Source organism: Sphingobacterium yanglingense (assembly GCF_004363245.1).
Classification (GTDB): Bacteria; Bacteroidota; Bacteroidia; order Sphingobacteriales; family Sphingobacteriaceae; genus Sphingobacterium; species Sphingobacterium yanglingense.
This window is the reverse complement of record NZ_SNYV01000011.1, coordinates 1,115,888-1,141,169: the sequence shown is the minus strand read 5'-3', so window position 1 is coordinate 1,141,169 and position 25,282 is coordinate 1,115,888. Positions and strand designations below refer to the sequence as shown.

At 43.4% G+C, this 25,282-nt stretch carries 23 protein-coding genes; 12 read left to right on the top strand and 11 right to left on the bottom strand.

Going from position 1 to position 25,282, the window contains the following annotated elements:
* Nucleotides 1-86 precede the first annotated feature (86 nt).
* The 4 genes from CLV99_RS07205 (at nucleotide 87) to CLV99_RS07190 (ending at nucleotide 4,820) form a co-directional block, all read left to right on the top strand.
* Complete coding sequence (locus tag CLV99_RS07205) at nucleotides 87-641, top strand: nuclear transport factor 2 family protein (RefSeq protein WP_133583797.1); 555 nt, start codon at nucleotides 87-89, stop codon at nucleotides 639-641.
* Nucleotides 642-685: 44 nt separating this feature from the next.
* Nucleotides 686-1,300 (top strand): cysteine hydrolase, encoded by a 615-nt coding sequence (locus tag CLV99_RS07200; protein WP_211348443.1) that lies wholly within the window; start codon nucleotides 686-688, stop codon nucleotides 1,298-1,300.
* A 251-nt stretch (nucleotides 1,301-1,551) separates the two neighbouring features.
* Nucleotides 1,552-2,565, top strand: coding sequence for an erythromycin esterase family protein (locus tag CLV99_RS07195; protein WP_133583795.1), 1,014 nt, complete (start codon nucleotides 1,552-1,554; stop codon nucleotides 2,563-2,565).
* Nucleotides 2,566-3,566: 1,001 nt separating this feature from the next.
* On the top strand, nucleotides 3,567-4,820 hold the full coding sequence (locus CLV99_RS07190; protein WP_133583794.1) for an outer membrane protein assembly factor BamB family protein: 1,254 nt from the start codon (nucleotides 3,567-3,569) through the stop codon (nucleotides 4,818-4,820).
* On the opposite strand, the gene CLV99_RS07185 is transcribed toward CLV99_RS07190, so the two are convergent.
* The 5 genes from CLV99_RS07185 to CLV99_RS07165 all read right to left on the bottom strand — a co-directional run bounded on the left by CLV99_RS07185 (nucleotide 4,821) and on the right by CLV99_RS07165 (nucleotide 13,033).
* Nucleotides 4,821-6,257 carry an alanine/glycine:cation symporter family protein gene (locus CLV99_RS07185; RefSeq protein ID WP_133583793.1) on the bottom strand — a complete coding sequence of 479 codons (1,437 nt, stop codon included), beginning with the start codon at nucleotides 6,255-6,257 and terminating at the stop codon, nucleotides 4,821-4,823. It abuts the gene before it with no gap.
* 203 nt (nucleotides 6,258-6,460) lie between these two features.
* Nucleotides 6,461-7,993 carry a RagB/SusD family nutrient uptake outer membrane protein gene (locus CLV99_RS07180; protein WP_133583792.1) on the bottom strand — a complete coding sequence of 511 codons (1,533 nt, stop codon included), beginning with the start codon at nucleotides 7,991-7,993 and terminating at the stop codon, nucleotides 6,461-6,463.
* A 26-nt stretch (nucleotides 7,994-8,019) separates the two neighbouring features.
* Complete coding sequence (locus CLV99_RS07175; RefSeq protein ID WP_133583791.1) at nucleotides 8,020-11,307, bottom strand: SusC/RagA family TonB-linked outer membrane protein; 3,288 nt, start codon at nucleotides 11,305-11,307, stop codon at nucleotides 8,020-8,022.
* 142 nt (nucleotides 11,308-11,449) lie between these two features.
* Entirely contained in the window at nucleotides 11,450-12,412 is a 963-nt protein-coding gene (locus CLV99_RS07170; RefSeq protein WP_133583790.1) for a FecR family protein, read from the bottom strand.
* Between the two features lie 54 nt (nucleotides 12,413-12,466).
* A complete protein-coding gene (locus tag CLV99_RS07165; RefSeq protein WP_133583789.1) occupies nucleotides 12,467-13,033 on the bottom strand; it encodes an RNA polymerase sigma factor in 567 nt (188 codons plus the stop codon).
* A 149-nt stretch (nucleotides 13,034-13,182) separates the two neighbouring features.
* Between CLV99_RS07165 and CLV99_RS07160 the strand changes: the two genes are divergently transcribed.
* Together CLV99_RS07160 and CLV99_RS07155 are read left to right on the top strand one after the other, a co-directional pair.
* A complete protein-coding gene (locus CLV99_RS07160) occupies nucleotides 13,183-14,565 on the top strand; it encodes a TrkH family potassium uptake protein (RefSeq protein WP_211348441.1) in 1,383 nt (460 codons plus the stop codon).
* Between the two features lie 4 nt (nucleotides 14,566-14,569).
* Nucleotides 14,570-15,247, top strand: coding sequence for a potassium channel family protein (locus CLV99_RS07155; protein WP_133583787.1), 678 nt, complete (start codon nucleotides 14,570-14,572; stop codon nucleotides 15,245-15,247).
* 29 nt (nucleotides 15,248-15,276) lie between these two features.
* Here the strand turns inward: CLV99_RS07155 and chrA are convergent, their stop codons facing one another.
* The 4 genes from chrA to CLV99_RS07135 form a co-directional block, all read right to left on the bottom strand.
* Entirely contained in the window at nucleotides 15,277-16,407 is a 1,131-nt protein-coding gene (chrA, locus tag CLV99_RS07150) for a chromate efflux transporter (RefSeq protein WP_133583786.1), read from the bottom strand.
* A 78-nt stretch (nucleotides 16,408-16,485) separates the two neighbouring features.
* Nucleotides 16,486-17,334 (bottom strand): universal stress protein, encoded by an 849-nt coding sequence (locus CLV99_RS07145; protein WP_133583785.1) that lies wholly within the window; start codon nucleotides 17,332-17,334, stop codon nucleotides 16,486-16,488.
* Between the two features lie 16 nt (nucleotides 17,335-17,350).
* Nucleotides 17,351-19,042, bottom strand: coding sequence for a BCCT family transporter (locus CLV99_RS07140; RefSeq protein WP_133583784.1), 1,692 nt, complete (start codon nucleotides 19,040-19,042; stop codon nucleotides 17,351-17,353).
* Nucleotides 19,043-19,306: 264 nt separating this feature from the next.
* A complete protein-coding gene (locus CLV99_RS07135; RefSeq protein ID WP_133583783.1) occupies nucleotides 19,307-19,843 on the bottom strand; it encodes a DUF4142 domain-containing protein in 537 nt (178 codons plus the stop codon).
* A gap of 171 nt (nucleotides 19,844-20,014) precedes the next feature.
* Here CLV99_RS07135 and CLV99_RS07130 point away from each other — a divergent pair, with 171 nt between their 5' ends.
* The 3 genes from CLV99_RS07130 (at nucleotide 20,015) to CLV99_RS07120 (ending at nucleotide 21,903) form a co-directional block, all read left to right on the top strand.
* Nucleotides 20,015-20,659 carry an OmpA family protein gene (locus tag CLV99_RS07130; RefSeq protein ID WP_133583782.1) on the top strand — a complete coding sequence of 215 codons (645 nt, stop codon included), beginning with the start codon at nucleotides 20,015-20,017 and terminating at the stop codon, nucleotides 20,657-20,659.
* Nucleotides 20,660-20,688: 29 nt separating this feature from the next.
* Entirely contained in the window at nucleotides 20,689-21,300 is a 612-nt protein-coding gene (locus CLV99_RS07125; RefSeq protein ID WP_133583781.1) for a PRC-barrel domain-containing protein, read from the top strand.
* 240 nt (nucleotides 21,301-21,540) lie between these two features.
* Nucleotides 21,541-21,903 (top strand): response regulator, encoded by a 363-nt coding sequence (locus tag CLV99_RS07120; protein ID WP_162850045.1) that lies wholly within the window; start codon nucleotides 21,541-21,543, stop codon nucleotides 21,901-21,903.
* Nucleotides 21,904-21,919: 16 nt separating this feature from the next.
* Here CLV99_RS07120 and CLV99_RS07115 read toward each other — a convergent pair whose 3' ends face one another.
* Both CLV99_RS07115 and CLV99_RS07110 read right to left on the bottom strand, forming a co-directional pair.
* Complete coding sequence (locus tag CLV99_RS07115; RefSeq protein ID WP_133583779.1) at nucleotides 21,920-22,147, bottom strand: hypothetical protein; 228 nt, start codon at nucleotides 22,145-22,147, stop codon at nucleotides 21,920-21,922.
* 178 nt (nucleotides 22,148-22,325) lie between these two features.
* Complete coding sequence (locus CLV99_RS07110; RefSeq protein ID WP_133583778.1) at nucleotides 22,326-22,796, bottom strand: PA2169 family four-helix-bundle protein; 471 nt, start codon at nucleotides 22,794-22,796, stop codon at nucleotides 22,326-22,328.
* 306 nt (nucleotides 22,797-23,102) lie between these two features.
* Here CLV99_RS07110 and CLV99_RS07105 point away from each other — a divergent pair, with 306 nt between their 5' ends.
* The 3 genes from CLV99_RS07105 to CLV99_RS07095 are packed head-to-tail and all read left to right on the top strand — an operon-like array spanning nucleotide 23,103 to nucleotide 25,246.
* Complete coding sequence (locus tag CLV99_RS07105; RefSeq protein ID WP_246032710.1) at nucleotides 23,103-23,777, top strand: DUF421 domain-containing protein; 675 nt, start codon at nucleotides 23,103-23,105, stop codon at nucleotides 23,775-23,777.
* 42 nt (nucleotides 23,778-23,819) lie between these two features.
* A complete protein-coding gene (locus CLV99_RS07100; protein WP_133583776.1) occupies nucleotides 23,820-24,203 on the top strand; it encodes a YidH family protein in 384 nt (127 codons plus the stop codon).
* A gap of 59 nt (nucleotides 24,204-24,262) precedes the next feature.
* Nucleotides 24,263-25,246 carry a YihY/virulence factor BrkB family protein gene (locus CLV99_RS07095; protein ID WP_133583775.1) on the top strand — a complete coding sequence of 328 codons (984 nt, stop codon included), beginning with the start codon at nucleotides 24,263-24,265 and terminating at the stop codon, nucleotides 25,244-25,246.
* Nucleotides 25,247-25,282 lie beyond the last annotated feature (36 nt).

Below are 25,282 nucleotides of genomic sequence, written 5' to 3'. Positions count from 1 at the left end.
AATTAATGTTGTAAATATAAAAATTAAGACATTAATTTGCAATTGTAGATTATTTACAATTTATGAATATTAACTTCAATTAATGTATGAAAGATGCAATTATGAGTATGCTTGTATTAGTAACAATATCGACAACAGTGCCCAAGGAAGCGGTCGCTGATCATGCCAAAGTGTTGTCTGTCGATCAAAAATGCTGTGTTTATTCTGAGGTAGAAAGGCCCGTTGATAGTATTTGTGAGATGCAAGTATTAGAATGCCTGGTCGAAGAAACATTTGTAAATGGCGCTCTAAACCGAATGGACACCAAGGCTATGTTTCGAGGTTTTCATCGCGATTTTGCGATTCTCATACCTCAGCAGGGTGGGTTAATGAGGCTAGGACTTTCCGATTGGGTGAAAGTGGTAGAAGCCTATAAAAATGATCCTGCAAAAGTAAAATCCGGGGTTAGAAAACTCGACTTTAAGATTGATGTATTGGACATCACTGGTCGTACAGCGGTCGTGAAGGTGCAGTTTTTTAGGGTAGGTGAGTTGGTAATCACGGATTACCTGTCTTATATAAAGTACCCGAACGGTTGGCAGGCTGTTTCCAAAGTATCCCACGAACATATTAACAATCCTTTACAACTTGATTTTAACTAATTGAAATGAGAACAATACTTTTAATTATCCTAACTCTTTTGACAATGAAAGACATTCACGGACAGACAAAGCCAAAATCAGCTTTGATTCTTATCGAAACACAGAACGAATGGATGCATTCGGACGGGAAACTTTACAGGGCGCTGGTCACCGACAAGGAGATGATGCATACCTCAATCAGAAATATAGAAAAAGCATTAGACTATGCACGGCTCGAAGGTATTGAGGTAATCCATGTCGGTTTACGTTTTGAAAAAGGATACCCGGAGATAGCCAACGGAAAGAGTGGGCTTCGTAAGGCTATCCCCAATGCAGGTACATTTCCCATCAATGAATTTGGCTCTCAGTTTTATGATACGGTAAAGCCCGCTAGTGGTGAGTTTGTAGTTACTGGACGGGTAGGGGCTAGCGGTTTTACAGGGTCCAATCTCGATGTCTACTTACGTAACAATAAGATTGAAAACCTGTATTTGGTCGGTTACGCTACTCATGTCTGTGTAGAGAGTACGTTGCGTGATGCCCACGAACGGGGGTACAATACCTTCCTGATTTCCGATGCGACATCTGCCTTCAATAAGTATCAGCAAGACTATGTACTTAATGAGGTCGTGCATCATTTTGGAGAACAGCTTACAACAAAAGATTTTATTGAAAAATAAAACCATTGACTTTTTATGGTAAGTGTAATCTAGCAGATAACCCTTGCGTTCTGTATTGCTATACAGCACTATTCCTTTGAGTAGTGCTTTTTTATATCTTCATATTTCTGCTTAGTTTTAGTAGGATACTAGCGAGGGCAAATGTGAAAAGCACACCTTATACAAAGGAGCGCTAGCAGGTACTTTGTTTTACTGTTATGGAAATACCTAACTTAGGACATCATATAGGAAAACAATCTAATCTATAAATTATGTATCAGCATCGACTTATATTAGCCGCATTACTCATGTTGTTTACTGTAAGAGCCCCGGCTCAGTCCTTTTCAGACAAGGATTTAAATGCGCTTTCCGATAATATGAAGCAGTATGACATTATTGGTTTGGGTGAGGCAGAACATTTTCGTCAAGGATATTACAAGTCGAAAGTTGAATTGATAAAACATTTTGTGCAACATAATATCATAGATATTATTGCCCTAGAAGCTTCAATGAGTGTAGCGGATATCCTCAATAGCTATATTCATGGTGAGATAGAGCTGGATCCCAAAGGTATTTTAGCCTCTCTGAATGAACCTTATTCTTTGCAGGGGATTGGTCTTTTTGATACTGTAGAGATTCTAGAAATGTTGGAATGGTTAAAACAACATAACACAAGCAACTACAGGAAGGTAAAGATTGTTGGTATAGATTGTCAGAACTATTCTATCCCATTATCCAAGATTGAGAAATACGTAGGTGACGACCTCAAAATGTTGGAAGAAATACGTGAGACTCAAAAATTGATAAATCAAAGCCTTCGCTCTATTCTCGACAGTGGTGTCTTAGTAATAAAGACTACCGAATGGCTTAATCATTTTAAAAAAGCGAAGTATAACGTAAGGGCTCTGAAAGAGCAGATTGGAAATAAAGAAAACAGTGTTTTTTTTCGAGAGTTAGAGCAATTTACAAACTTATGGGATGATCCTACTTTTCCAAGGGATTCTATGATGTACGAGAATCTCAAACAGCATGTATTTGCTGGCTCGCGTGCGGTGGTATGGGCACATAACTTTCATATCGAAAACGACCCGGAATTTGTGGCATATAAGAAGTTGGGTGTTTTTCTCAAAGAAAACTACCCCGAAAAGTACTTGATAATTGGAGTTTCAGAATCGGACAGTGATAAGAATTATCCAGCAATCAATATCCATTCGCTGGATGCTAAATATGATATGATGATTAACGTGGATAAAGGAAGTAAATGCGAACGACTGTTGGCAAATTAAACAGTCTTGTTTATTTGACAGTCTCGAGTAGTGCTTTTTAGTATTCCCGACCGTGTCGGGACTCCGTTTCACTATGCCTGTTATCTAGTTATGAAGGCTTTCTCTTATAACTTTATAACCCTGTAACCTCTGTAACATTATAAATCAAAGGTATAACGAATAAGAGGTGATTGGAGGGTTGAGATTTGAGGGGGGCAACGCGGTTTCTGGCCAATGAAAAGGGGTGGGGGTGCGAAAAGGTGATTCCTGCTGCTTTTCGGCTTCTTATGCAAAACACGGTCTATGGAGTCTAAACGCGGTTTTTGGATGGTTTTTAGTGGTCCGCAGGGGGGGGGGGGAAGGGTGTGCACCCCCTTATTTTAAAAAACATTATGGTTTTCAAATATATTTTAGCGTCGATTCATTAAAAATAGTGCTCACAGCATTCCTTTGGTTCATGGCCGAACTCCGCGAAATAATTGATTTGAGTAGTTAATCGAGGTAACGATACGAATATAGTTGTGAGCACTGTGGCGGATATCATGTGACCAAAGAGCATCCGTACCGTTACAACAAGATGAAGGACCTGTACCACAAGAAATATTTTGGATAAAAATATTAACTGACACAATAATATAAAATATGCAGCGTTATTATAACAAAGAGCAGCACAAAACAGATGGCTCCTCGAGTAGGAGATGTCTTTTATAATATAAATGCTTGATTATAGTACCCGCAAAGAATAGACATAGGGTTTATTCGAAAAAAGAAACGTCGAAACAGAAAAAAAGGGTATCTGTAAAAAAGCTAGAAAGGGTTCAGATTATTCTGAACCCTTTTGCTTTTAATATATAGTTTACCCAGTGTAAACTGATCAAATAAAAACAACTTCCTTGATTTTACAAGTAATGCTGCTCACTATTTGAAAAATATAGTTTGTAATATACTAATCCTCAGGTTTTTTACGTTATATAACTAGTGATATAAACTAACGTTACTTTTATTCAATCAAGCTGTTACCTATGAGAAAAATCTTAGTCGCATCTTTTGTTATTGTATTAGCTCCAGCTCTAATATCCTGTAGCAAGGATAATTCCCATGGTGGAGAAAATGAACCGATATTTGATAATGGAGGAACTAATAAATCTATCCTTACCAGTAGTAATGGAAAGGTATATCAGGTTAGTGCCAGTGATGGTAAGGCTGAGATGTTGTTTTATTTTGGAAGACAGAATGATGTATCGGGGATGGATTCGGATGGTGCCAAAATCTATAACGGAGATGAAAGCAATACGATCAATGCTATTGATCTGAATAGCAAACAACTTATATGGCGAAAGTCTTTCTTTAAAGAGGAGTCAATAACTGCCAGCGAGGTGCAGACTAGCTTCAAAGATGGTGTTTGTTATAGTATAGGATACTCTGGAATAGCTGTTGCGCTAAGACAAGATGGTACAATACTTTGGTCGCGCTCCTTGGATCCGGATTTTGATGGTACACGCAATAGTTATTATCCGACCTACATGAGTGTGCAGGATAAATATGTGATTGTAGGCTCAAGTCGTACCGCATTATGGGGTGACGAACGTAATAAGCTATACCTATTGGATAAAACTAATGGTAAACCTATACAGACATTTACTCTTGCTGCCGAGACGGCTGTAACCGGTAGGGCTAAGATTTCAGGAAATACACTACTAGTGCCGATGAATGACTTAGTGGCGATCGATCTTTCTAGCGGTAAGGAGTCATGGCGTGTACCAATGCCCGATGCGAGCTATGGAGCAGGTACCCCGATTATTTCAGGTAACAAAGCACTCTTGCATGGGAGCCGTAGTGTAGGTATGGGCGGTAAGCTTTTTTGTATAGATATCAGCAATGGCCAGGTGATATGGGAAAAGGATAGTGGAGGCGATATGGTGGGGTATTATACGCCTACCGTTATCGACGGTAAATATGTTCTCGGAATCTATGAAAATGGAAGCACGGTTAATGCTGACGGTCATCCTTATCTGGTGCGGCTGGAAGACGGCGCAAAGCTATGGCAGAACGATAATATCGGACTGGATGCCTCAGCGACATACGCCAATGGGCGATTGTATGCCTACGGCAATAATTTAGCAGCACAGGGTGAATCTGTAGGTCTATTGGCATTGAATGCGAGTGATGGTGCACTCGTATGGCTTAATGCCGAACTCAATGGCATCAGTAATGCCGACCCGCTGATATTAGCTGATAATGGTATGTTTAGAAGCCCTTCAGCGCCTGGAGAATAATCATTCTTTGTTTCTTCTAGCCCAGAAGTCCATATTTCTAAAATTGAATCTGCTGTTGTCGAATATAGGGTCTTCCTTGCGTGACAGTTGGTCTTGATAGTCTTTATAGAGTTTATGTACTTTATGGTGGAGTAGTATGATTGCAACAAGGTTGAGCCATGCCATCATCCCTACACCTATATCGCCCAGCGTCCATGCAGACTCGGCAGTGCTTACGCAGCCCATATATACTGATATAAGGATGAGTACACGCAGCAGCCATACAATAATACGTTTTGAGGATTGCTTGCTGATAAAACTGACATTACTTTCGGCGATATAATAATAGGCCATGATTGTGGTAAAAGCGAAGAAAGTGAGCGCTAAGGCCACAAATATATTTCCGAATGCAGGAAAGTGGTGCGCTACTGCCTGCTGCGTGTAGGCAGGTCCCATTTCTGTACCTGGGATATGCTCGACAATAAAACCACCTTCGGGCGCCTGTACATTATACTGGCCAGTGAATAGTATCATTAATGCGGTGGCTGTGCATACAAAAAGTGTATCTACGTAGACCGAAAACCCTTGTACAAGTCCCTGCTTGATTGGATGGGATACTTCTGCGGCGGCAGCAGCGTGGGGAGCGGTTCCTTGCCCCGCTTCATTACTATATATTCCACGTTTTACGCCCCAGGCTATAGCACTACCAGCCACAGCGCCGAAAGTAGCTTCCATATTAAAGGCCGATTTGATAATCAGTGCTAATATAGTCGGTACTTCCTGTATGTTGAGTGCAATGATTACCAGAGCCATCAGAATATAGGCGCCTGCCATAAAAGGAACGACAAATTCGGCTACCTTGCTGATGCGCTTTACACCACCGATGATAATGATGCCCAGCAGTCCGGCTAAAAATAGGGCGGTAAACAGTGGCGGAATAGCAAATGCCTTCTCTACAGCGACGCTGATACTATTGCTCTGTACGCTAGGCAGCAGGAAACCGGTGCTTACTATAGTGACAATGGCAAAAGTCCAGGCAAATATTTTTGAACGTAGTCCTTTTAAAATATAAAAGGCAGGTCCCCCACGATATTCACCTTGGTCTACTTCCTTGTACATCTGTCCGAGAGTGGCTTCTACAATTGCCGAGGCGCTTCCCAAAAATGCAATGATCCACATCCAGAATACGGCTCCGGGTCCGCCCATACCAATAGCTGTGGCTACTCCTGCAATGTTACCAGTACCTACGCGGCCAGAGATGGCCAACGAAAAGGCCTGAAAAGAAGAAATCCCCTTGTCCGAACTACTGCCTTTAAAAAGGAGACGTACCATCTCCCGGAGTTGTGTAAGCTGCGGAAATTTAAATCGAACTGTAAAATAGATACCGGTGATAAGACAAAGATAGACCAACGCATCACTCCATACCACATTATAAACTTTGCTTATCAGATCTTCCATGTATTGCTTTAGAGTAGGTTCATAATCTGCTAAAATATGCAAAACAGTCGGGCATTCTCCGAATTACCGCATAGATTGTGTTTATGGTGTAGCAGAAAATGTATATCTAATATTTATGATGTCCAATCCTAGGTGATGCCTAGTAAAAAGAACTGAGGTATAAATTGCACCAGTATAAACCTTTACTGGTGCAATGGACTATATTATTTTGGGTAACCCGGATTCTGTACCAGATCGGCATTGGCTTCGATAGCACTGATAGGGATGGGTAGAAGTAATTTATAACTTGGTGTCACAAAATTTTTCTCTTCGCGAGCATCAAGGTATTTGTCAAAACGGATTAAGTCAGTGCGGCGGCCACCTTCCCAGTACAGCTCGTAGCCACGCTCTTTAAGTATTTTGTCTAGATCCAAGCTGGTATATGCAGGCATGCCGCGTTTGTCATGGCGCAGGTAGTTGATATCCTGTAGTGCACCATTGACATCTCCAGATCTGAATTTTGCCTCAGCCCGCATGAGATAAACATCTGCAAGCCGGTATAAAGGAAAATCATTTCCTGCGTTACTAGTATTGGTCGTCGATGGATTGGGAGCAAATTTGACAATCCGTACACCGGCCTCTTCGGACGAATTCTTGATGCTGAAGTTTTTGGTAAATACAAGCGGTGCTCCTGTACGTGTCTTAAGTGCTACTCCGGTAGGTGAGTATTGCTGTCCAATCAGGAGACCTTGATTGAAGCCGAGTTGACCAATAAGACGCTTGTCAGAGTAGCGTTTGTCGCTGGTATCCCAGGTGTCTACAAATGTAGGTGTGGTACAGCAACCGTTCCATAAGCTGGTGAAATTGCCAAACTTTTGATTGTAGTGCAGGGTGATGGGGATCCATACGGAGCCGGTAAGACCGATGGTCTCATCGTAGATGATGGAGAGGATAGATTCTGTACTGTGCAGATATTTGGCATTGTCGTACTGGAACATCCCCCAATAGTCATCTGCCAAGGTGTATTGCCCAGGTGTGATGATGGCATCGCACTGTTGAATGGTCTCTTTCCATTTTGGAGTGCCTAAGAATACCTGATGGTTAAGGTAAATATTAGCCAATAGCATTTGTGCAGCCGCTTTTGTCACCCGTCCATAAGGTACCTCGGATTTGGTCTTCAGTGAGGGGATGATTTCGGATAGATCAGAAACCATTCGTTGCACTGCCGCGGCACGGTCCAGGATGATCGGTTTCTTGGAGTAGTCTGTCTCGGTATGCTCTCTGAAAGGAAACTGCCCAAAATTGTCGGTCAGCTTGAACATACACAGGGCACGTATGAATTTTACTTCGGCGATGTATTGATCGGTCTCTGGAGTAGGGGCAAATGCAGATAAATATTGCAGGGCCACGTTGCAGCGTGTGATACCGAGCATAAAGCTATTCCAGGTATTGCGCACGTAGGTGTTGGTAGGTGTATAGTCGTGCGTGAATAGCGCCTGTAGGTCGGGAGTCACCCAATCCGAGCCACGGGCAGGCCAAGCTAGCTCGTCGGTGGTGGATAGTAGAGTACCCCATACACCGGAGCGATTCTGAATATCGCGCATATAGGCATATGCTGGAGCTACGATCATTTCTACATTGGCGGGATTGGTGACCAATTTATTGCCGTTGACCTCATCGAGAATCTGTTCTTCGATTTTACAGGAATGTAGTGTATATAGTGAAAGGCTGATGAATAGCAGCGATAAAGATTTCATATAGATTGAATTAAGAGAGTCCATTATTAAAATTCTACGTTAACACCGAATAGCAATGTTCGAGCCTTGGGGTACGTCGTCCAGTCTATCCCGATAGAAGGTACACCGGCAGAGGAGTGATCGGCGTTGACCTCAGGGTCATAACCAGTGTATTTGGTAATCGTAAATAAATTGTTGGCCGATACGTTAAAACGTATGGAATTGATCCAATCCACGTTTCTTAATTTGAGGTTGTAGCCTAAGGTCGCATTGGATAATCGCAGGTAGGAACCGTCTTCGATAAATCGACTGCTATAGGTCAATGTGCCATTGGGATTCTCATCGGTGGCGATGGCCGCATTACTGGCATTCCACTCTTTGGCGATGAGTGTGTTTTGATTGATGATATTGGCTACATTGTTATAAACCTTATTGCCATGCACACCATTAAAGGCTATGTTAAGATCGAAACTGCGATACACTAATGAGGTGTTGATACCATAGGAATAACGTGGTAGTGCCGAACCTAGTGCCTGTTGGCGTTCGATACCATTTTCATCTTTTTCGAACATGCTGTCGCCATGCTCGTCAAAACCTAAAAATTTCCGTCCCCAGAATGTGCCGATAGCGTGTCCATTTGTTATTATTTGCGAAGAATAGCCGGTGATACCTGGACCGCTAGGGGAGCCTGTCGTGATCTGACTCATGGGTAGACCGGATACACGGTTTTTGATCGTGGTGAAGTTGAAACCAAGATCCCAACTGAAATCTTTCTTCTCTACAAGTACACCATTGAGGGAGACTTCCACCCCCTTGTTTTTGATCCGCATATCTTCTACATTGGTCCACACACGGGTGGTGGGAGCTGGAGAAATGGAGAAGACCTCCAAGAGCACATCTTTTGTTGTTTTATCAAATAGATCTACTGTACCATTCAATCGGCCTCCTAGGAAACCAAAATCTACACCGATATTGACCTGATTGGTTTTTTCCCATTTGATGTCCGGATTTGGAGTACGGGTCAAGGTCACCCCTTGAATGACATTCTTGCTCGAACCATCAAGGATGGCTCCACCAGATGAACCTAATAGTAGCTGTGATATTTTATTGGGGATCTCTTGGTTACCGGTAATTCCCCACCCGGCACGCAGTTTCAGGTTACTGAATAGATTCAGATCTTGGATAAACTGTTCGTCCTGCATGCGCCATGCTGCCGAGGCAGAAGGAAAGTATCCGTATTTATTGTTGCTGCCAAATTTGGTCGAACCGTCTGCACGCATCGTAGCGGTGAGGAGATACTTGTCGGAAAGGTTGTAGTTGACACGTCCAAAAAAAGATTGGAGAGCATTTTTTAGAATGCTTGAACTGACGGTAGCTTGTTTAGAATTGCCCAGACTCAGATCATTGACATAATCAAAGTCATCAATCGTAAATCCTTCTTCGGACAGCTTATGCGATTGTGCTTTGAACTGTTGGTAGGAGTGCCCTGCAAGGAGATTGAATCGGTGCCTGTTTTTGAGGTTAAAATCATAGGTCAGGAAATTCTCTATTAAGCTGCTGTTTTGCTCTACGTTGCTGATATCTACAGTCCCTTTATTGGTAAGGTAGATAAGGCTGTGGTGCTGCATCACTTTGCGCGAAGCGGTCGAGTGATCGGAGGCCAGGTTGATTTTGTATTTTAATCCTTGGATGATGTCCAGGGATGCACTGATGTTGCCCAGAATCCTGTCGTTCTGATTGTTGTCGTTGGTGAGGTTGATCATCGCCAGCGGATTGCGTACATCCTTACTGTGCTGATAGTAACCTCCCTCTGGATTGTAAATAGGTAGTGTAGGGTTGTTTTTTAATGCGGATAGAATGACATCGCCTTCGAACCCACCAGTTTCTCCGATAGGTACACGCTGGTCTTTAGTGCGTGCTGCGGTAATATTTGCTTCGATCTTGAGTCGATTATGGATTAGATTCTGGCTGATATTGAACCTGGCAGTAAGCTTTTCTAACCCCGTTCTTTTGATGATTCCTTCCTGGTCCATAAAACTGAGCGATCCTCTGTACGTACCGTTATCATTCCCACCTCCGTAAGAGAGGGTGTGATTTTGGGAAAGAGCTGTTCTATAAATCTGATCCTGCCAATTGGTATTCGCACCATAATCCCCTCCTGATATACCTTTGGAGGTGCGGTACGATTTGAATGTTTCTGCATTCATGACATCCAATTGCTTGGGAAGAGTAGAGATAGAGGTATTGGAAGAAATATTGAGCACACCCTTGCCACTTTTCCCTTTTTTGGTCGTGATAATGATTACACCGTTAGCTCCTCGGGATCCATAAATGGCTGTAGCCGAAGCGTCTTTAAGGATGTCCATAGAGGCGATGTCATCGGGATTGAGAAAGTTTAAAGGGTTCTTTGCAGCATTACTGCCTGCACCGGAGATAGTAGGCCCTGAAGGTTGTACATCCGTGATGTCTAAAGGTACACCATCCACAACATATAAAGGGTCCTGTCCGGATCTTACGGAATTGGAACCGCGTACACGGACCATCGCGCCTGCACCCGGCTCACCGCCGTTGGTAATGATATTGATACCTGGGGCACGACCTTGCATGAGTTCTACGGGGTTGGTGACGAGGCCTTTGTTGAAATCTTTGTCTTTGAGCGAGCTGATCGACCCGGTAAGGTCTTTCTTATTGACCGAACCATATCCGACAGAAACGACAACTTCGCTCAAGCCTACGGCCGATTTGTCTAAGGTGATATTAAGGCTAGTCTTGCCTGTGGTAGCCACTGTCTGGCTGGACATACCGACATAGGAAAAAAGAAGGGATGTACTGTTGTCGGATACGTTGATCTCATAGTATCCGGCCTTGTTGGTGCTGGCATGCGAGTTGTTGGACGTATTCTTGACAGAGACACCGACTAATGGTGAGCCAGATTCGTCACTAACTATACCGCTTATTTTCCGTTGCTGGCTGTTTTCTTTGCCTTTGGTAAGCTTCGATTTTGGGGTAAGGACGATCAGGCCATCGGATTTGATTTCATATTGTATGGTTTCATCCGGAAACAGTATAGATAAAACTTCCTGTATGGAGTTATTGCGTGCGTGTATGCTTACCTTTTTGGTTGTATTGAGTTGCTCTCGTTGGTAGAAGAAACGATAAGATGTCTTTTGCTCGATAGCTTTGAGTACATCGATAATGTTGACTTTGTCATAATCAAGATCGAGTGAGGTTCTTTGCTGGGCAAAACCGTTATTGATACAGAGTACGGTCAATAGGACGTAAAGTCCATTACGGCCTTTGCAGAAAAAACGTTGTTTTTTTTGTGTTTTTTGCATAGTTTTAAGTAAAGATTAGTTTTATAAATCCTTTATTAATTGGTCTTTGGTGCCGAAAGAGTTTTTGAAGGGCCTTTCGGCATTTTTTTTAAAATGCTTTTTATTTTACATAAGTCGGTTATTAAGGGTTACGTACTCTATATTATTTTTTGATTTCTATAATGCCATTGGCTTTGACACGATATTGGAAGGGTAATGTGAGCCTTAGGATGTCTAATACCGCTGTCAGTGTTTCATTTCTTATGGTGCCGTCGTAGTGATAGTCAAATAGTTCAGGGTCTTTTACGTCAAATTGGACCTGATATCGGCCTTCTAATATTTTGAGTAGATCTCTGAAGTTTTTATTCTCGAATTTTATCTCGTTCTCTTTCCATAGGGAAGCCAGGTCTCCGTCGACTTTTGAAATATGTACCTGATCGGTCGCCGGATCAAAAATATACTCTTGACCAGGAGTAAGAAATAGGGGACGTACGCTATTCTTGCGATCATCCAGTGGCAGTATCTCGATAGAACCGTGTTGTAATGTGGTGACCGAAGGATGCTTCGGGTCGAAAGAACGCACGTTAAAGGCGGTGCCATGTACGCGGATCTTATAGGCGGATGTCTTTACGGTAAAGGGCATTTCGCTATTCTTGGTTACCTCAAACCAGGCTTCTCCTTCGAGTACAGCCTCGCGTTCATGGCTAGCTGAATTCTTTACGTAAGTTAGTTTTGAGTTAGCATTCAAAAAGATCTTGCTGCCGTCAGGAAGTATGGCTTGGGATACCGCATTGGAGGGAGCTATTACAGTCAGTGGCGATTCCTGATCGACAGGAGACGCCCATAAACGCCAAATGACAAGGGCGCTGATGATACCTAGCACAAAGATGGCTGCTCGGGATGCGATCATACTAAAAAGCTTGATCCGCCTGTGGCGCCTGTCTGTACGTTGGGCAGTATCGATGTAGTACATGAGATTGTCGTAGACATGGCTCAGTTCGTCTGCTGATGTGTTTATAGCGGTAAGATTGTCCAGAGAACGGATTAAATCCAGCTTGACCTCGTGCTCAAGCCGAGGGTCTTCAAAGGAACGGTCTATCTTATTTTCTAAATCTTGATGTTGCATATATAATCTTATACGTACTTGTCGGCCTAAGTACTCACGCGGTATGCAATTTTTTTAAGAAAAATAATAAAAGATAAGATAGAGCATGTATTTGCTGTCGATGTGTTTCTTTAAAAAGGAAAGAGCCCGGTATATCTGGTTCTCTACTGTGCGTACGGATAAGCCTAATTTGTTTGCAATCTCATCGTAGCTCATTCCTTCGATTCTGCTCATGGTGAATATCAGTCTTCGCTGCTCAGGCAGTTGCATTATCAGGGCGTCTATCTGGTCTTGAAGCTCGTTGCAACGAAGGGTGTTCCAGGTGGTGTCGTCTTCGTCGGAATAGCCCATGCTGTTAAGCTCACTGACGAGTTTGTCGAGTTTGCGTTTGCGCAATTGATCGTAGATGAGGTTGACCGCTATTTTGAAGATGTATGCTTTTATGTTCTGCGACTCATCGAGATGCTGTTGCTGTCGCCATAGCCTGAAAAATACATCCTGAACGAGCTCTTCGGTGTCTTCAACCGATTTGAGGTACGAAAAACCAAAACTATAAATTCGGGGAGCATATTGTTCGAAAAGGGATTTGAAGGAAGAATTGCTTTCTTCTTCAATAACACGGTGATGTGAGAATAGTGCCATCCCTAATAACGTTGATCTTAATTCGGTTTTTGTTCCGAAAGATACACAAGTGCGCTAATAATGCAAAATTTTCCTAACCTTGATTTCTATCTGGTTGAGGACTTGGTTAGTTGGGATATTTTTCTAGATTTGTTGTATAATTGAAAACTGTGATTCGAAAACATCTATTTAACCCAGCGCAACTATTCATTTCCAGTTTCTTAGGACTGATTGTTTTTGGAACCTTTTTATTAAAACTTCCCATAGCGCTGAATGAACCGATTTCTTGGGTGGATTCACTTTTTACGGCCACAAGTGCGGTATGTGTCACAGGGCTGGTGGTTGTGGATACGGCTACTCATTTTACGGGTTGGGGGCACCTCTTTATTATGTTGTTGATCCAGGCTGGTGGGATAGGTATCCTGTCGTTTGCAGGGCTGTTTACCTTTTTTTTGAAAGGAGGGAGCACCTATGAAAATCAGTTGGCCATACGTGATTTTTCGAATACGGAGCGTCTGGGGGAGGTATTTGTACTGTTGAAGCGGACGATATTGATTACTTTCGGTATCGAGCTGGTCGGTGCAGTAGCGATTTACTGGAGTCTGGATAGTCTGTCGTATATGGGGGTAGGGGAAAAGGTCTTTGTCTCTCTATTTCATGCGGTTTCTTCATTCTGTAATGCTGGTTTTTCGACATTGCCCTTGGGGCTGATGGATGGTACAGTGATTCATAATTATGGTTTTCAGTTTATCATTGCCTGTATTTATATTTTTGGGGGATTGGGTTTTCCTATCGTTATCAATGTGCTCAAATACCTCAAGCATGTGGTCAATAGGCTGTTGAAGAAATGGACACTCAATGTCAATTCCTACCGCCCTTGGGTGATGACCATGAATAGTAAGATCAATCTGATTACGACAGGATTGATTACATTGGTGGCGACCTTGGTACTCTATGTAAATGAATATAGTCATGTATTGACCGGACATGATGGGCTGGGCAAGCTGGTTATCGCATTTGCTACTGCGACTACCCCGCGGACAGCCGGTTTTAATAGCATAGATTTTGCTGAACTCCATTTTTCGAGTATACTCTTCGTTATGTTATTGATGTGGATAGGGGCTTCGCCCAACTCGACAGGGGGTGGTATCAAGACGAGTACATTTGCCGTGGCAGTACTGAATGTGTGGAGTATAGCCAGAGGTAAGAATCGTACGGATGTATTTCGTAGAGAGATAGCCTCAATCACGATACAGCGGGCTTTTGCGACGATGTTCTTGTCGCTGATGGTGATAGGTCTGGCTGTTTTCGGGATATCATTCTTTGAGCCCGAAAGGCCTTTGTTGGATATTGCTTTTGAATGTTTTTCGGCTTATAGTACAGTCGGTCTATCGCTTAATATAACTGGTGGACTGATGACAGGCAGCAAGATTATCTTGATCATGCTGATGTTTATAGGTCGTGTTACGATGCTGTCGGTATTGATCGCATTTATAAAAAAGGTTAACTATATACACTATAGATACGCTCCAGAAGAGCTTACAATATATTAAGAAGATGAAATTTATAATTATAGGTTTAGGCAATTTTGGAGCCTCGCTGGCAGAAAAGCTGACTATGCAAGGCAATGAGGTGATAGGAGTGGATCGCCGTCTGGAAAAGGTGACGGCCCTCAAGGAGAAGATAACGCATACCGTATGTCTGGACGCAACAGATGAGGCGGCCTTCTATTCTTTGCCGCATAAAAATACGGATGTATTTATTGTAGCGATCGGAGAGGATGAAGGTGCCAATATCATGGTCACGGCATTGTGTAAAGAAGCAAATGTAAAACGGCTGATCAGTAGGGCGGTGAATAGACTGCATGAAAAGGTGCTGGGGGCATTGGGCGTTTCGGAGATAGCCCATCCAGAAGAGGAATCGGCCGAACGCTGGTCTAAAAGGCTATGTATGTCGGGGCTGGTGGATTCTTTTGAACTGAACAGTAATTATTCTATTGTAGAGGCACTCGTGCCTGAAAAATATATCGGTAAGACTATTCAGGAGATTGGCTTTCGTGAAAAATACGAGTTGCTGGTCTTGACGATCTTGAAGAGTACAGAAAAAGAAACTACATTCGGTCGGAGTGTGGTGACTACTGTCCTGCACGGAATCCCTAAACCGGATACAAAACTCGAACCGGGGGATATACTGGCAATCTATGGATACAATGACCACATCAAATCGTTTTTGTAGAATTTTGGGGCACTTCTAATAATAGCAGATTATAGCCGGGTTAGGCAATAGCCCAAGACTGCTCCTCCTATAATGATGAATGCGCTGTTCATTTTTGGGAAGCGAAGCAGTATAGCCATGCTGAGCAACGCAATGAGTATGGTCTGCCAGTTACTGATGGTTTCTTTACCCATTTCGAAGCATACAACGGCTATCATAGCGATAGCGCTTACATTTACAGCATCTAGAAAGGAAGAGAAGGCGGCTGAATTGCGCATTTTTTTGAGCAAGGGAACCAGCAGGGCTACCAATAAAAAAGAAGGAGTGAAAATAGCGATGGTCGATAGGAGGGCCCCGGTCCATCCGTTGATCTGATAACCTATAAAGGTGACAGAAGAAAATACAGGACCCGGACTAAATTGTCCTACAGCAATGGCATCTATAAGTTGTTGGCGGGAGAGCATGCCGGTAGCAACCAATTCGGTGTCCAGAAAAGCAAATAGTACATACCCACTGCCATACAGCACAGCTCCGATTTTAAGGAATATCCAAAACAAGGTTATATTTTTAGGGCTGAATAGACCTTCGTGAAAGCTGCTGACAAACAATAGGGGGATGATACTGCTTAGCTGGTTTCGGCTATGATGCTGGTAGTAATGGATTGCGAGGGCCGATATGCCAGCTCCGAACATAAGGTAGAGCTCAGAGATGCCTAAAAATGACAGCACAAAAACCAAAACTCCTATGACGAGGAGGAAAGTGTTCTTGAAAGATGTCTTGATGAGGGGCAGCAGGGCATTGATTATTATGGCAATAATCGCAGGTTTGATTCCGTAGATAAACTGGTGTACCAGGGGAAGATGTCCATATTCTTTATAGAGCCAGGCAAATACACCAGTGATCAGTACCGCCGGTAGGATGAAACATATGCCGGCCAGTATAAGTCCGCGCCACCCGCCTTTGTCATAGCCGATATGGATAGCAAGCTCGGTGCTGTTGGGGCCGGGAATAAGGTTGGTCGCTCCCAGTAAGTCAACAAACTTTTGGTCATCCATCCATTTTCTCTTGTGCACGACCTCATCCCGCATCATGGCGATATGGGCTGCGGGCCCACCAAATCCAATGATACCGAGTTTTAGAAAAAGTCGGGCGATTTCCCTAAGGCGAACTTGTTCGTGCATAAGATGTCTTTGATCTGTCAAACCTACATAAATTCATCCCCTTGGACAAATATTGTATGTTAAGTTATTGTTTACATACTATTTGACCACATATATCGCCGATTGAAAGGGCTCCTTGTTGATCAGCTCATTGGTGGTGCTCCCTAGAAAAATAGACGGAATACTGTTACTGCCCTTAGCAGCTAGAACGACTAGGTCTGCCCGAAATAACCTACTCTCCCGGGCAATGATATCCGCAACACTCTTCTCTTTTCGATATTGGGTTTTTAATTGCCAGGAGGGTGCTATGTTCAGTTTTTTACTGAGCTCTGCATACTGTGTCTTTGCTAGCTTTTCGGCTTTCTGTTGGGTTGCCTCATCATCGATGAAGGGGAAGAATACACTCGGTATATGATATACTTTTAGTACCTGCACCTGTTGTCCTCCCAGTGCATCTACTTTATTCTTTACCCTGGAAAAGGTAGGGCTAAAGTCGCTCGGAATAAGTATCCTATTGATGCCGAAGGTGCTATCTTTGGGAACCAATAGAACATCAGCCTGAGACAGCCGTATCAACTTTTGGGCCATAGCGCCGGTCCCGTTTTCGGCACTCTTCCAGCCCAGCAAGATGGTGGCAGGTTCTTTCTGATTCTTCACCCATTCATTAATACCGAACTCGGTATTGTCGCCTTCCAAAAGAGTCAGGGTGTAGCTGGACTGCTCCTGGAATATTTGTTGGACTTTGTTCTCGAGGTTGCGCTGTATGATGGGCACAATCTGTACATCGGCTAGCATCTCGGTAAGGAGCTCGTCGAGCTCTGATACCTTAATGTTGTGTATAAAATGGATGTGCTTGATGTTATAGTGGGACTGCAGCTGTTTGGCGTAGCCAATCAGCGTATGGTCGTGCTCTGTAAGGTCTAAGGCGACTACTAGTGTCTTGTTCATGCTTGTGTCGTTTTAATTATTTATTCGTGTTGTCTATAGACGTGTTAGCGTCTAGGTTCTCAGCAATCGCAGTGGATTGGGTGGCACCAGTTTCTTTTATCGCGACCTGTTCTTCACGCATGATCTTGCTGATAGAGGCTTTGTACGATTCGGTCTGCTTCATCTTGGTACGGCGCTGCTCCATGTTGTAGTCTTCGCGTATACCGATCAGTAGGGATATACACATGATGACTAATAGGACGGCAAAGGGCATGCCCGAAATGGTAACTGCCGCTTGTAGGGTATCGAGACCTCCGCCCGTCAGAAGTGCTGCGGCTATAATGCCCGATAGGGAGGCCCATAATACCCGCTGTATGGCTGGCGTGCGGCGCTGACCGCCTGAGGTGATGCTGTCTACCACCAAGGCACCAGAGTCAGCAGAGGTGATAATGAAACTACAGATAAGGAGCATGCCTAGGATCTTGAAGATGATAGCGAAAGGGAATTTTTCGAAGAATACAAACAATGCGGTGGAGATATTCTCTTTGACGGCATCCACTAGTGCGTAATCGCCTCCGATCAATCCTTTCATGGTCGTACCTCCAAAAGCGGAAAACCACAGAAAGGTAACTAAAGCCGGTAGCAACAGTACACCTAGGACAAATTGCTTGATGGTACGCCCACGGGATACACGGGCGATAAAGGTACCTACAAAGGGAGACCAAGACGCCCACCAGCCCCAGTACATGAGAGTTACATTATTGTGCCAGTTGTTTTCTCCATAGTTGCCAGACCAGGTGGCCATGTCTACAAAGTTGCTGAGGTAGCTACCGATATTCTGTATGTATCCCTTCAATATAAAAGAGGTAGGGCCGAGGAATAAAACGAGAAGGAAGAGCACAACGGCGATACCGATATTGAGTTCACTAAGAAATTTGACACCTTTATTGACCCCCGATACGACCGATATGGTCGCAATACCGGTGATGGCGAGGATAATACCATACTGGAACAATAGCGAGGTAGGGATACCAAATACATGGCTCATTCCGGCATTGATCTGCCCCACACCAAAGCCAAGTGTCGTGGCTAGGCCGAATAGGGTGGCTACGACGGCTACAACATCAATGGCATCGCCTATCCAGCTGTAGATTCTATCGCCAAGAATAGGGTAGAATGCCGAACGTATGGTTAAGGGCATCTTGCGATTGTACGTAAAATAAGCAAGTGCCAGACCGATTACCGAGTAGATGGCCCAGCCGTGTATACCGTGATGCAGAAAGGAGAAGTTAATAGCCTCTTGCGCGATCAGTGAGGGGTCTGCATCCGCAGCGAGACGGGGAGGGGCGACAAAGTCCCGAACGGGATCAGCGATACTGAATAGCACAAGCCCATTGCCTATCCCCGCACTGAATAGCATGGCAAACCAGGCTATCCCTTTAAACTCGGGCTTGGCTTCGGGACCGCCGATGCGTACCTCACCGTATTTGCTGAAAGCCAGGTACAGACAGAATAAAATAAAGGAATTGACCGATAAGGTGTATATCCAACCGCCTTTGTCAGATACAAAATCTTGCATGCGGGCAAAGGCGATCTCGGATTCTTTGTGGAATAATAGGGCGAGGGTCACACTGACAACAATAATGATCAGCGTGGGAATGAAGACCGGTTTGTGGACAACAAATCTTGATGTTTTTTGGGGTGTTGAAGATGTTTTTTTTGCAGACATAGATTTTATTTTATTAAACTCTCGGCATAGAAAACACGAGTACCGTAGGTAGATCGGGCTAAAAAAAATATATTCCCGTATGCAGGCATACAGAAAAACACTTTTGTAAAGCAGTGATGAAACTCGGTTTAAAAAGAATGTCTAGATCAATGTGATACTAAACATAATAAGAGCATGCCAAAAGGCATTTTGTTATAGATTGTCAGCAAATATAGGGTTTTAGGAGCTGATTGTCAATTATAGGCTGGGGATTAACAAAATCGGCTACTTCTGCTCCAAGATCTCCTTTGCTTCGATAAGGTGTAATTCGAGTATGGGCAGGGTTTCTTGGGCAAATGTTTGTACATCGGTGTCGTAGACTTCATTCTCGTTTACGCTGGCAATTCGGAACAGGTTCACTGCCTCCTCGTGCGCGTTTACCATCAGTTTGGCAAAAGCCAGATCAAATTCCGAAACCTGTTGCTGCTGTAACTGACTAAGCTGTTGCTTGTGGGCAGAAAGTAAATCGTCTGTGATGATCCAGTTGTTGGCCACTGCCAGTTCTTTCATCTCTTCGGAGATACTGCTGTGTTCTTTGATGATTTCTTCTCCATAATCCTGAACATTGTCTGCTTGGCCTTTCTGCACGGCTAGGTTGCCTGCAGCGATTTTTAGACTGCTAGAGCTACTCGCTTTAGTTAAAAAAGCCAGGTTGTCATTATATTCCCGCTCCCCATCATGGCAGCCAAATAAGATGCCCGATGCAGTCAGCGTTATTGTAAGATAGTAGATTGTAAGCTTTGTTCGAAGTATCAGATCCATAGTTTTTCAGTTAGTGTGCATTGGGTATAACAGCTGCTGTTTGAAAAAGTTCAATATTGATTATCAGATTGTTAAAGTTAATTGTATTTCTGCCTCGAATCAAGAATCGTTTTGAACTTTTATCCTCTGTTCCTGTTCATTTCTTAAAATGACTCTTAAAAACGATTTGATATGGCACATTTAGAAGTAAAAAGAAAAAAAAGGACGGGCTGGTTGCTATGGTTGTTACTGGTGGTAGTTGCGCTGATTGTAATGATGATGTGGATACGCGGACGTGGTAAAGATACTGTTGCTGCCGCGGCCGCTGTGGACAGTATGGCCGACCTGGTTTCTGATCAAGCGGAAGTTATTGCTATCACGGAGCCCGATTGGAATAGTGTTGATTTCAATGCTCCGGCAGCTACTGATTCCGAGATTACGGACCCGGATATATCGATACGGCAGGGGACGGACTATAGTATTTATACCTTGGGAGAGAACATTTTGTTCCCAAAAGATCAAAAAAATATACAGTCTACTTCGGAAGCGAAACTGAGAGCTATCGCCACGGTTCTTAAAAAGCGGTTTGATGGTGCCTACATAGGTGTATATGGTAGTGCCGATTCTACCGGAAGCCTCGCTCACAATAGAACACTGGCGGCCGATCGCGCCAATGAAGTTAAAAATTGGTTGGTAGACCATGGCGGGATAGATTACAGGAAGGTTTCTGTTCATTCTATAGGTGAGCGGCAGCCTATCGCCAGCAATGAGACAATAGAAGGGAGAGCGCAAAATCGCAATGTACAGATTGTGGTATTTGAAGATGCAACCCGTTAAATAGTAGATAATTAGTAAAGTATAAGACTATGGAACAGCAAGAGATAAGAAACAACCGCCTTGTCGAGTTGACAGGAAGTGACTACGAGATTGTAGATGGTGAGCCTGATATCAGGGGCTGGGAGGTAAAGGATCCACAGGGAAAAAGGATAGGAGATGTAGATGAAGTGCTATTTGACGAAGTGTCACAACGTGTCCGTTATATCGTGATAGAGGTGGACTATGACAACTATTCGGCTGGGCTGCAGAAGCAAATCCTGATACCTATTGGCATAGCGGAGTTTAGTAAGGAATGGAGTGATAATGCAGATGAAGAGCCGTCGGCATTGGTGGATGGTTCGGTCCACCCAGAGAATATCCCACTGCATGATGGAAGTAAGGTGGCGTATGCGTCAGATGGTGAGGAGGATATGGTAGTGGTACCTGTTACGCTGCAGCAGGTAATGCAGCTTCCATCTTACGCTCGGGATTTTGTAAGCCCGAGCGATGAGATTGCCATACGCAAAGTATTGGAAAGTACGGCTGTACAAAATTTTGTTATTGCAGCTGGCAAGTATGATCCTGAAGTATTCTATGATCATCCACATTTTAATGGGCAAAGACTACCAAATATTGGGCATATCAGTCCACGACGGTATTAAATTTGTTAGCATGTCTATCCCACTGCGCTGATTCGTCAGCAAAAGTGGGATAACTGTTTAAATACGGGATATTACGGGAGTCCTAGCCCGTATTTATACTCCTTTTAATTAAAAGGCAATATTTTTTAAACTAAATCTTCTATTTCCCGCTCTATACTAGATAACTCGAATTACCCTGTTTTTTTTAAGATAAATCTCTTATATCGGGTTGAGATGTTTTAACGCTGAATCCGAATGAAGATGGAAAAGAAAATACTTATCTGCGATAATAATCAAGGCTTAGTTCAAGTTCTCAAAACGATATTATCTGAGTTTACACCTGCAAATATTCTGACAGAAACCTGTATTAAAGATGTCTATGTACGAGTACTCCGGGAGCAGCCAGATGTATTGATTGCCGATCTGGGGATGCCCAATATAAAGGCCGATAGGCTGATGCATGATATACGTAATGACGCGGATTGTGAGGGCATATATATCATTGCAATATCCGCTAGCGCACAGGGAATGCGACTGTCGTTAGCTGCTGGAGCAGATGTGTCTTTGGGCAAGCCCCTGGATCTAGATGAATTAATGACCGAAGTGATTCTGGCTCTCCTTTAGGTTGTACGTTTCGGTTTCAGACTACAGTTTTGACAAAGAGTGTGATACCATAGGGTGTTAGTTTTATGGTTGAGTAAGGATCATAAGATTGAGGGGATTGTCTACTTTGAGTAGTATAGATAAGACGCATTTTAAAAAGGGATTTAAGCACCTTGTCAAAGCCTTCTATCGGTTCCAGTTCCCAGATTGATTTTTTATGGTACAGCCTATGAAGGATTTCCATCTGTAAATTTGAAGTTTCCATTGTATTTATTTTTTGTCTACAAAGGGTCTTCAAGTGTATAGTTATCCGATTTTCGAAGCTATAAAGATATATTGATCCCGAGAGCGGGCGCCTGTCATCCGAGTGTATCTTAGTAATAACAACCGAGTGCTGATTTAGTTTTACTTAGCAACAAATGATAAAGCACAGATCATCACCGCTATTCCTCAATATTGCTGTCTTTCCAGTCCTTTAATTTATTGTAGGTTTCCTGTTGTAGGTTAGATTGCCGTTCTATTATCGTTACAATGTCTAGTCCTGCACCTATAGAATCTTCTAGTGCATGAAAATAGGCTTCACTGAATTCCTGTTCTCCCTGATCGCAACTGTCGAGTATAGATGCTAGTGTATGTGCGGATAGGGTCGACTTTAAGGTCATCCAGGCCCGGAATAATTTGCCGCTATCCCGCGTCGTTTCAGTGGGTTTGCCCCCGCATTGTACCACTAAGGGGGCCAATTCATTTTTAAAGGCTAGCGATTGATCCCGTAGTGCTTCAAAGATTTTTCGTGCCCCCGAGGTTTCTTTGTCAGGAAGCAAAGTGATAGCAGTTTCATAGCCTTCGATACGGTCATTATTGATTTCTATCAGTTTGTTAATTAAAACACTATTGTTGTTTGATGTGTGTTCCATATATTTTTTCTTGGTAAAATGCTTTCAAGTTCTATATTATATATGGAACAGCTGATTTCTGATTTCGTTGTGTCTAGTTGGATTATAAGAGTAAATCCGTATAATAGGATAGTAAGAAAATAAAAAAAATAAATGAACGTTTATTGCAGAGGACTGTTCTATTTACGAGTATAGCCTATAGATGGGATATTCTCCTAGACTTTACCTAATACGCGATGTTAGCAAAGTTTAAAACAGTATTAATGATTGGTGGTGTTTCTTATCGGAACACCACTTTTTTGTACAGAAGCAAATACTATGATTGAAATGGACGACATTATAGGCTCAGATTCTCAAGGAGCTTTTCTGTTAGAGATAGCCATCCGGACGGTTATCATGTTTGTACTGATACTAACTATCCTCCGGCTGTCAGGAAGACGGGGAGTACGCCAGCTGACAGTTTTTGAAGTGGCTATCATCATTAGCCTAGGCTCGGCAGCAGGAGATCCGATGTTTCAGAAAGATCTACCGATTGTGTATGCAGTCATTGTCTTTGCTTGTGTCATGCTGATATATAAAACCATTACCTGGCTGGCATCCCGTTCAGAAAAACTGACCCATGTACTGGAAGGTAAGGTGTTGTCTGTCGTAAAGGACGGTACATTCGATCTGCAGCATGAAGAGGATAATAACTTTTCCAAAATGGAGTTTTTTGCGGAGCTGCGCAATCTCAATGTGGAGCATCTGGGACAGGTACGTGATGCGGTACTGGAGGTGGATGGAACCTTGAGCGTGCTGTTTTATCCGGATGAACAGGTGAGGTACGGACTGCCCTTGTTTCCGGCATCGTATAAAAAAGTAAATGTCTGTACTACGGAGGGGCCGTTTGCCTGTATGTATTGTGGCTATGTGCTAGCGCATATTATCAACGAGTCCCGAGGATGTATGCGTTGCCACAAGAAAAATTGGGCAAAGGCGCTGAATACAGCGCGATATGCCTAATGCTCCTTTTTGATTTAAGCAAAAATAGATATTAGATATTATATGAAAGAAAGTAACAGTTCAAAGAAGGTAAACGACCACCTGGCCAACGAACGTACGTTTCTGGCCTGGATACGTACCAGTTTAGGGATTATGGGATTTGGCTTTGTGGTCGTCAAGTTTTCGCTGTTCATGCGACAGATTACAGCTATGCTGAGCCCGCAGCAGAGCGAGCTTGCTCCTCACGGCTACTCCAGCGAGGTGGGGACGGCAATTGTTATTATCGGGGCTGTTACAGCACTATTGGCCTACCTCAAGTACCGTAAGATAGGCAAACAAATCGAGGAGGGGGAGTTTATGCCTCGTTCGTCGATCATCAGCGTACTAGCCATCCTGGTTGCTGTGATTGGTTTTATCCTGAGCTGGTACCTCATTGATAGTTTTTAACTGTTAGTGAACTATTCAGGGCTTTTAATGGTTCTGTAAATGACATACCTGGAATAATTATGGCAAAAGAACATAAGAATATAATCAAGACGCATTTTACGATCTTAAAGAATACAGTACTCGGATTTATGAACGAGTCGGCGCTCAAGTACAGTGCTTCCCTGGCGTATTACACGGTCTTTTCAGTAGGGCCCATTTTGGTGCTGATGATTTCGCTGGCCGGTATATTTTTGGGTGAGGAGGCGATTCAGGGAAGGGTATTTACGGAACTCAGGGGATTGATTGGCAGTAGCGTTGCCCTGCAGGTACAGGATATTATCAAAAACCTTTCGCTCTCCGGCAAGTCGAATATGGCGCTGATCATTAGTGTGGTGACCTTATTGATAGGAGCTACGACGGTATTTGGTGATATTCAGAATTCTATTAATAATATATGGCATGTGCGACCCAAGGTTAAGAAAGGGTGGCTCAAGATTGTAAAGGACCGTTTATTATCCTCCTCGCTTGTAATCGGGCTAGGCTTTTTATTGATGGTCACATTGATCGTAAATGGTATCGTGATGGCGCTGACGGACCGCTTGCAGCGTTTCTTCCCAGACACGTCAGTGCAACTTTTTAATGGGATTAATTTCTTGGTGTCTTTCGGAATTATATTCCTCATGTTCTGTATTGTATTTAAGGTGCTGCCGGACGTCAATATCAAATGGCGTACCGTACGGTCGGGTGCCCTGTTTACCGCAGTACTCTTTGTGATCGGCCATTTCCTGATCGGCCTGTATATCGGAAATTCAGATACCGAGAGCACGTACGGAACAGCCAGTGCCATTGTACTTATCCTGCTGTGGGTGTATTATACATCGGCGATACTCTACTTTGGAGCAGTGTATACACGGGAGTATGCGATTGTCAAAGGTACACCAATACAGCCTTCCGAATTTGCGGTTTATGTAGAGGTGAGGGAGATAGAACGCGAGGTGAATGTGGTGCCACCAGCTCCATTGACAGATGCCGACAAAGCAAAGGGAAATCGGGATAAAATGTAGGTGTTTGTACGTAATCCTATGCAAATAATACGGATT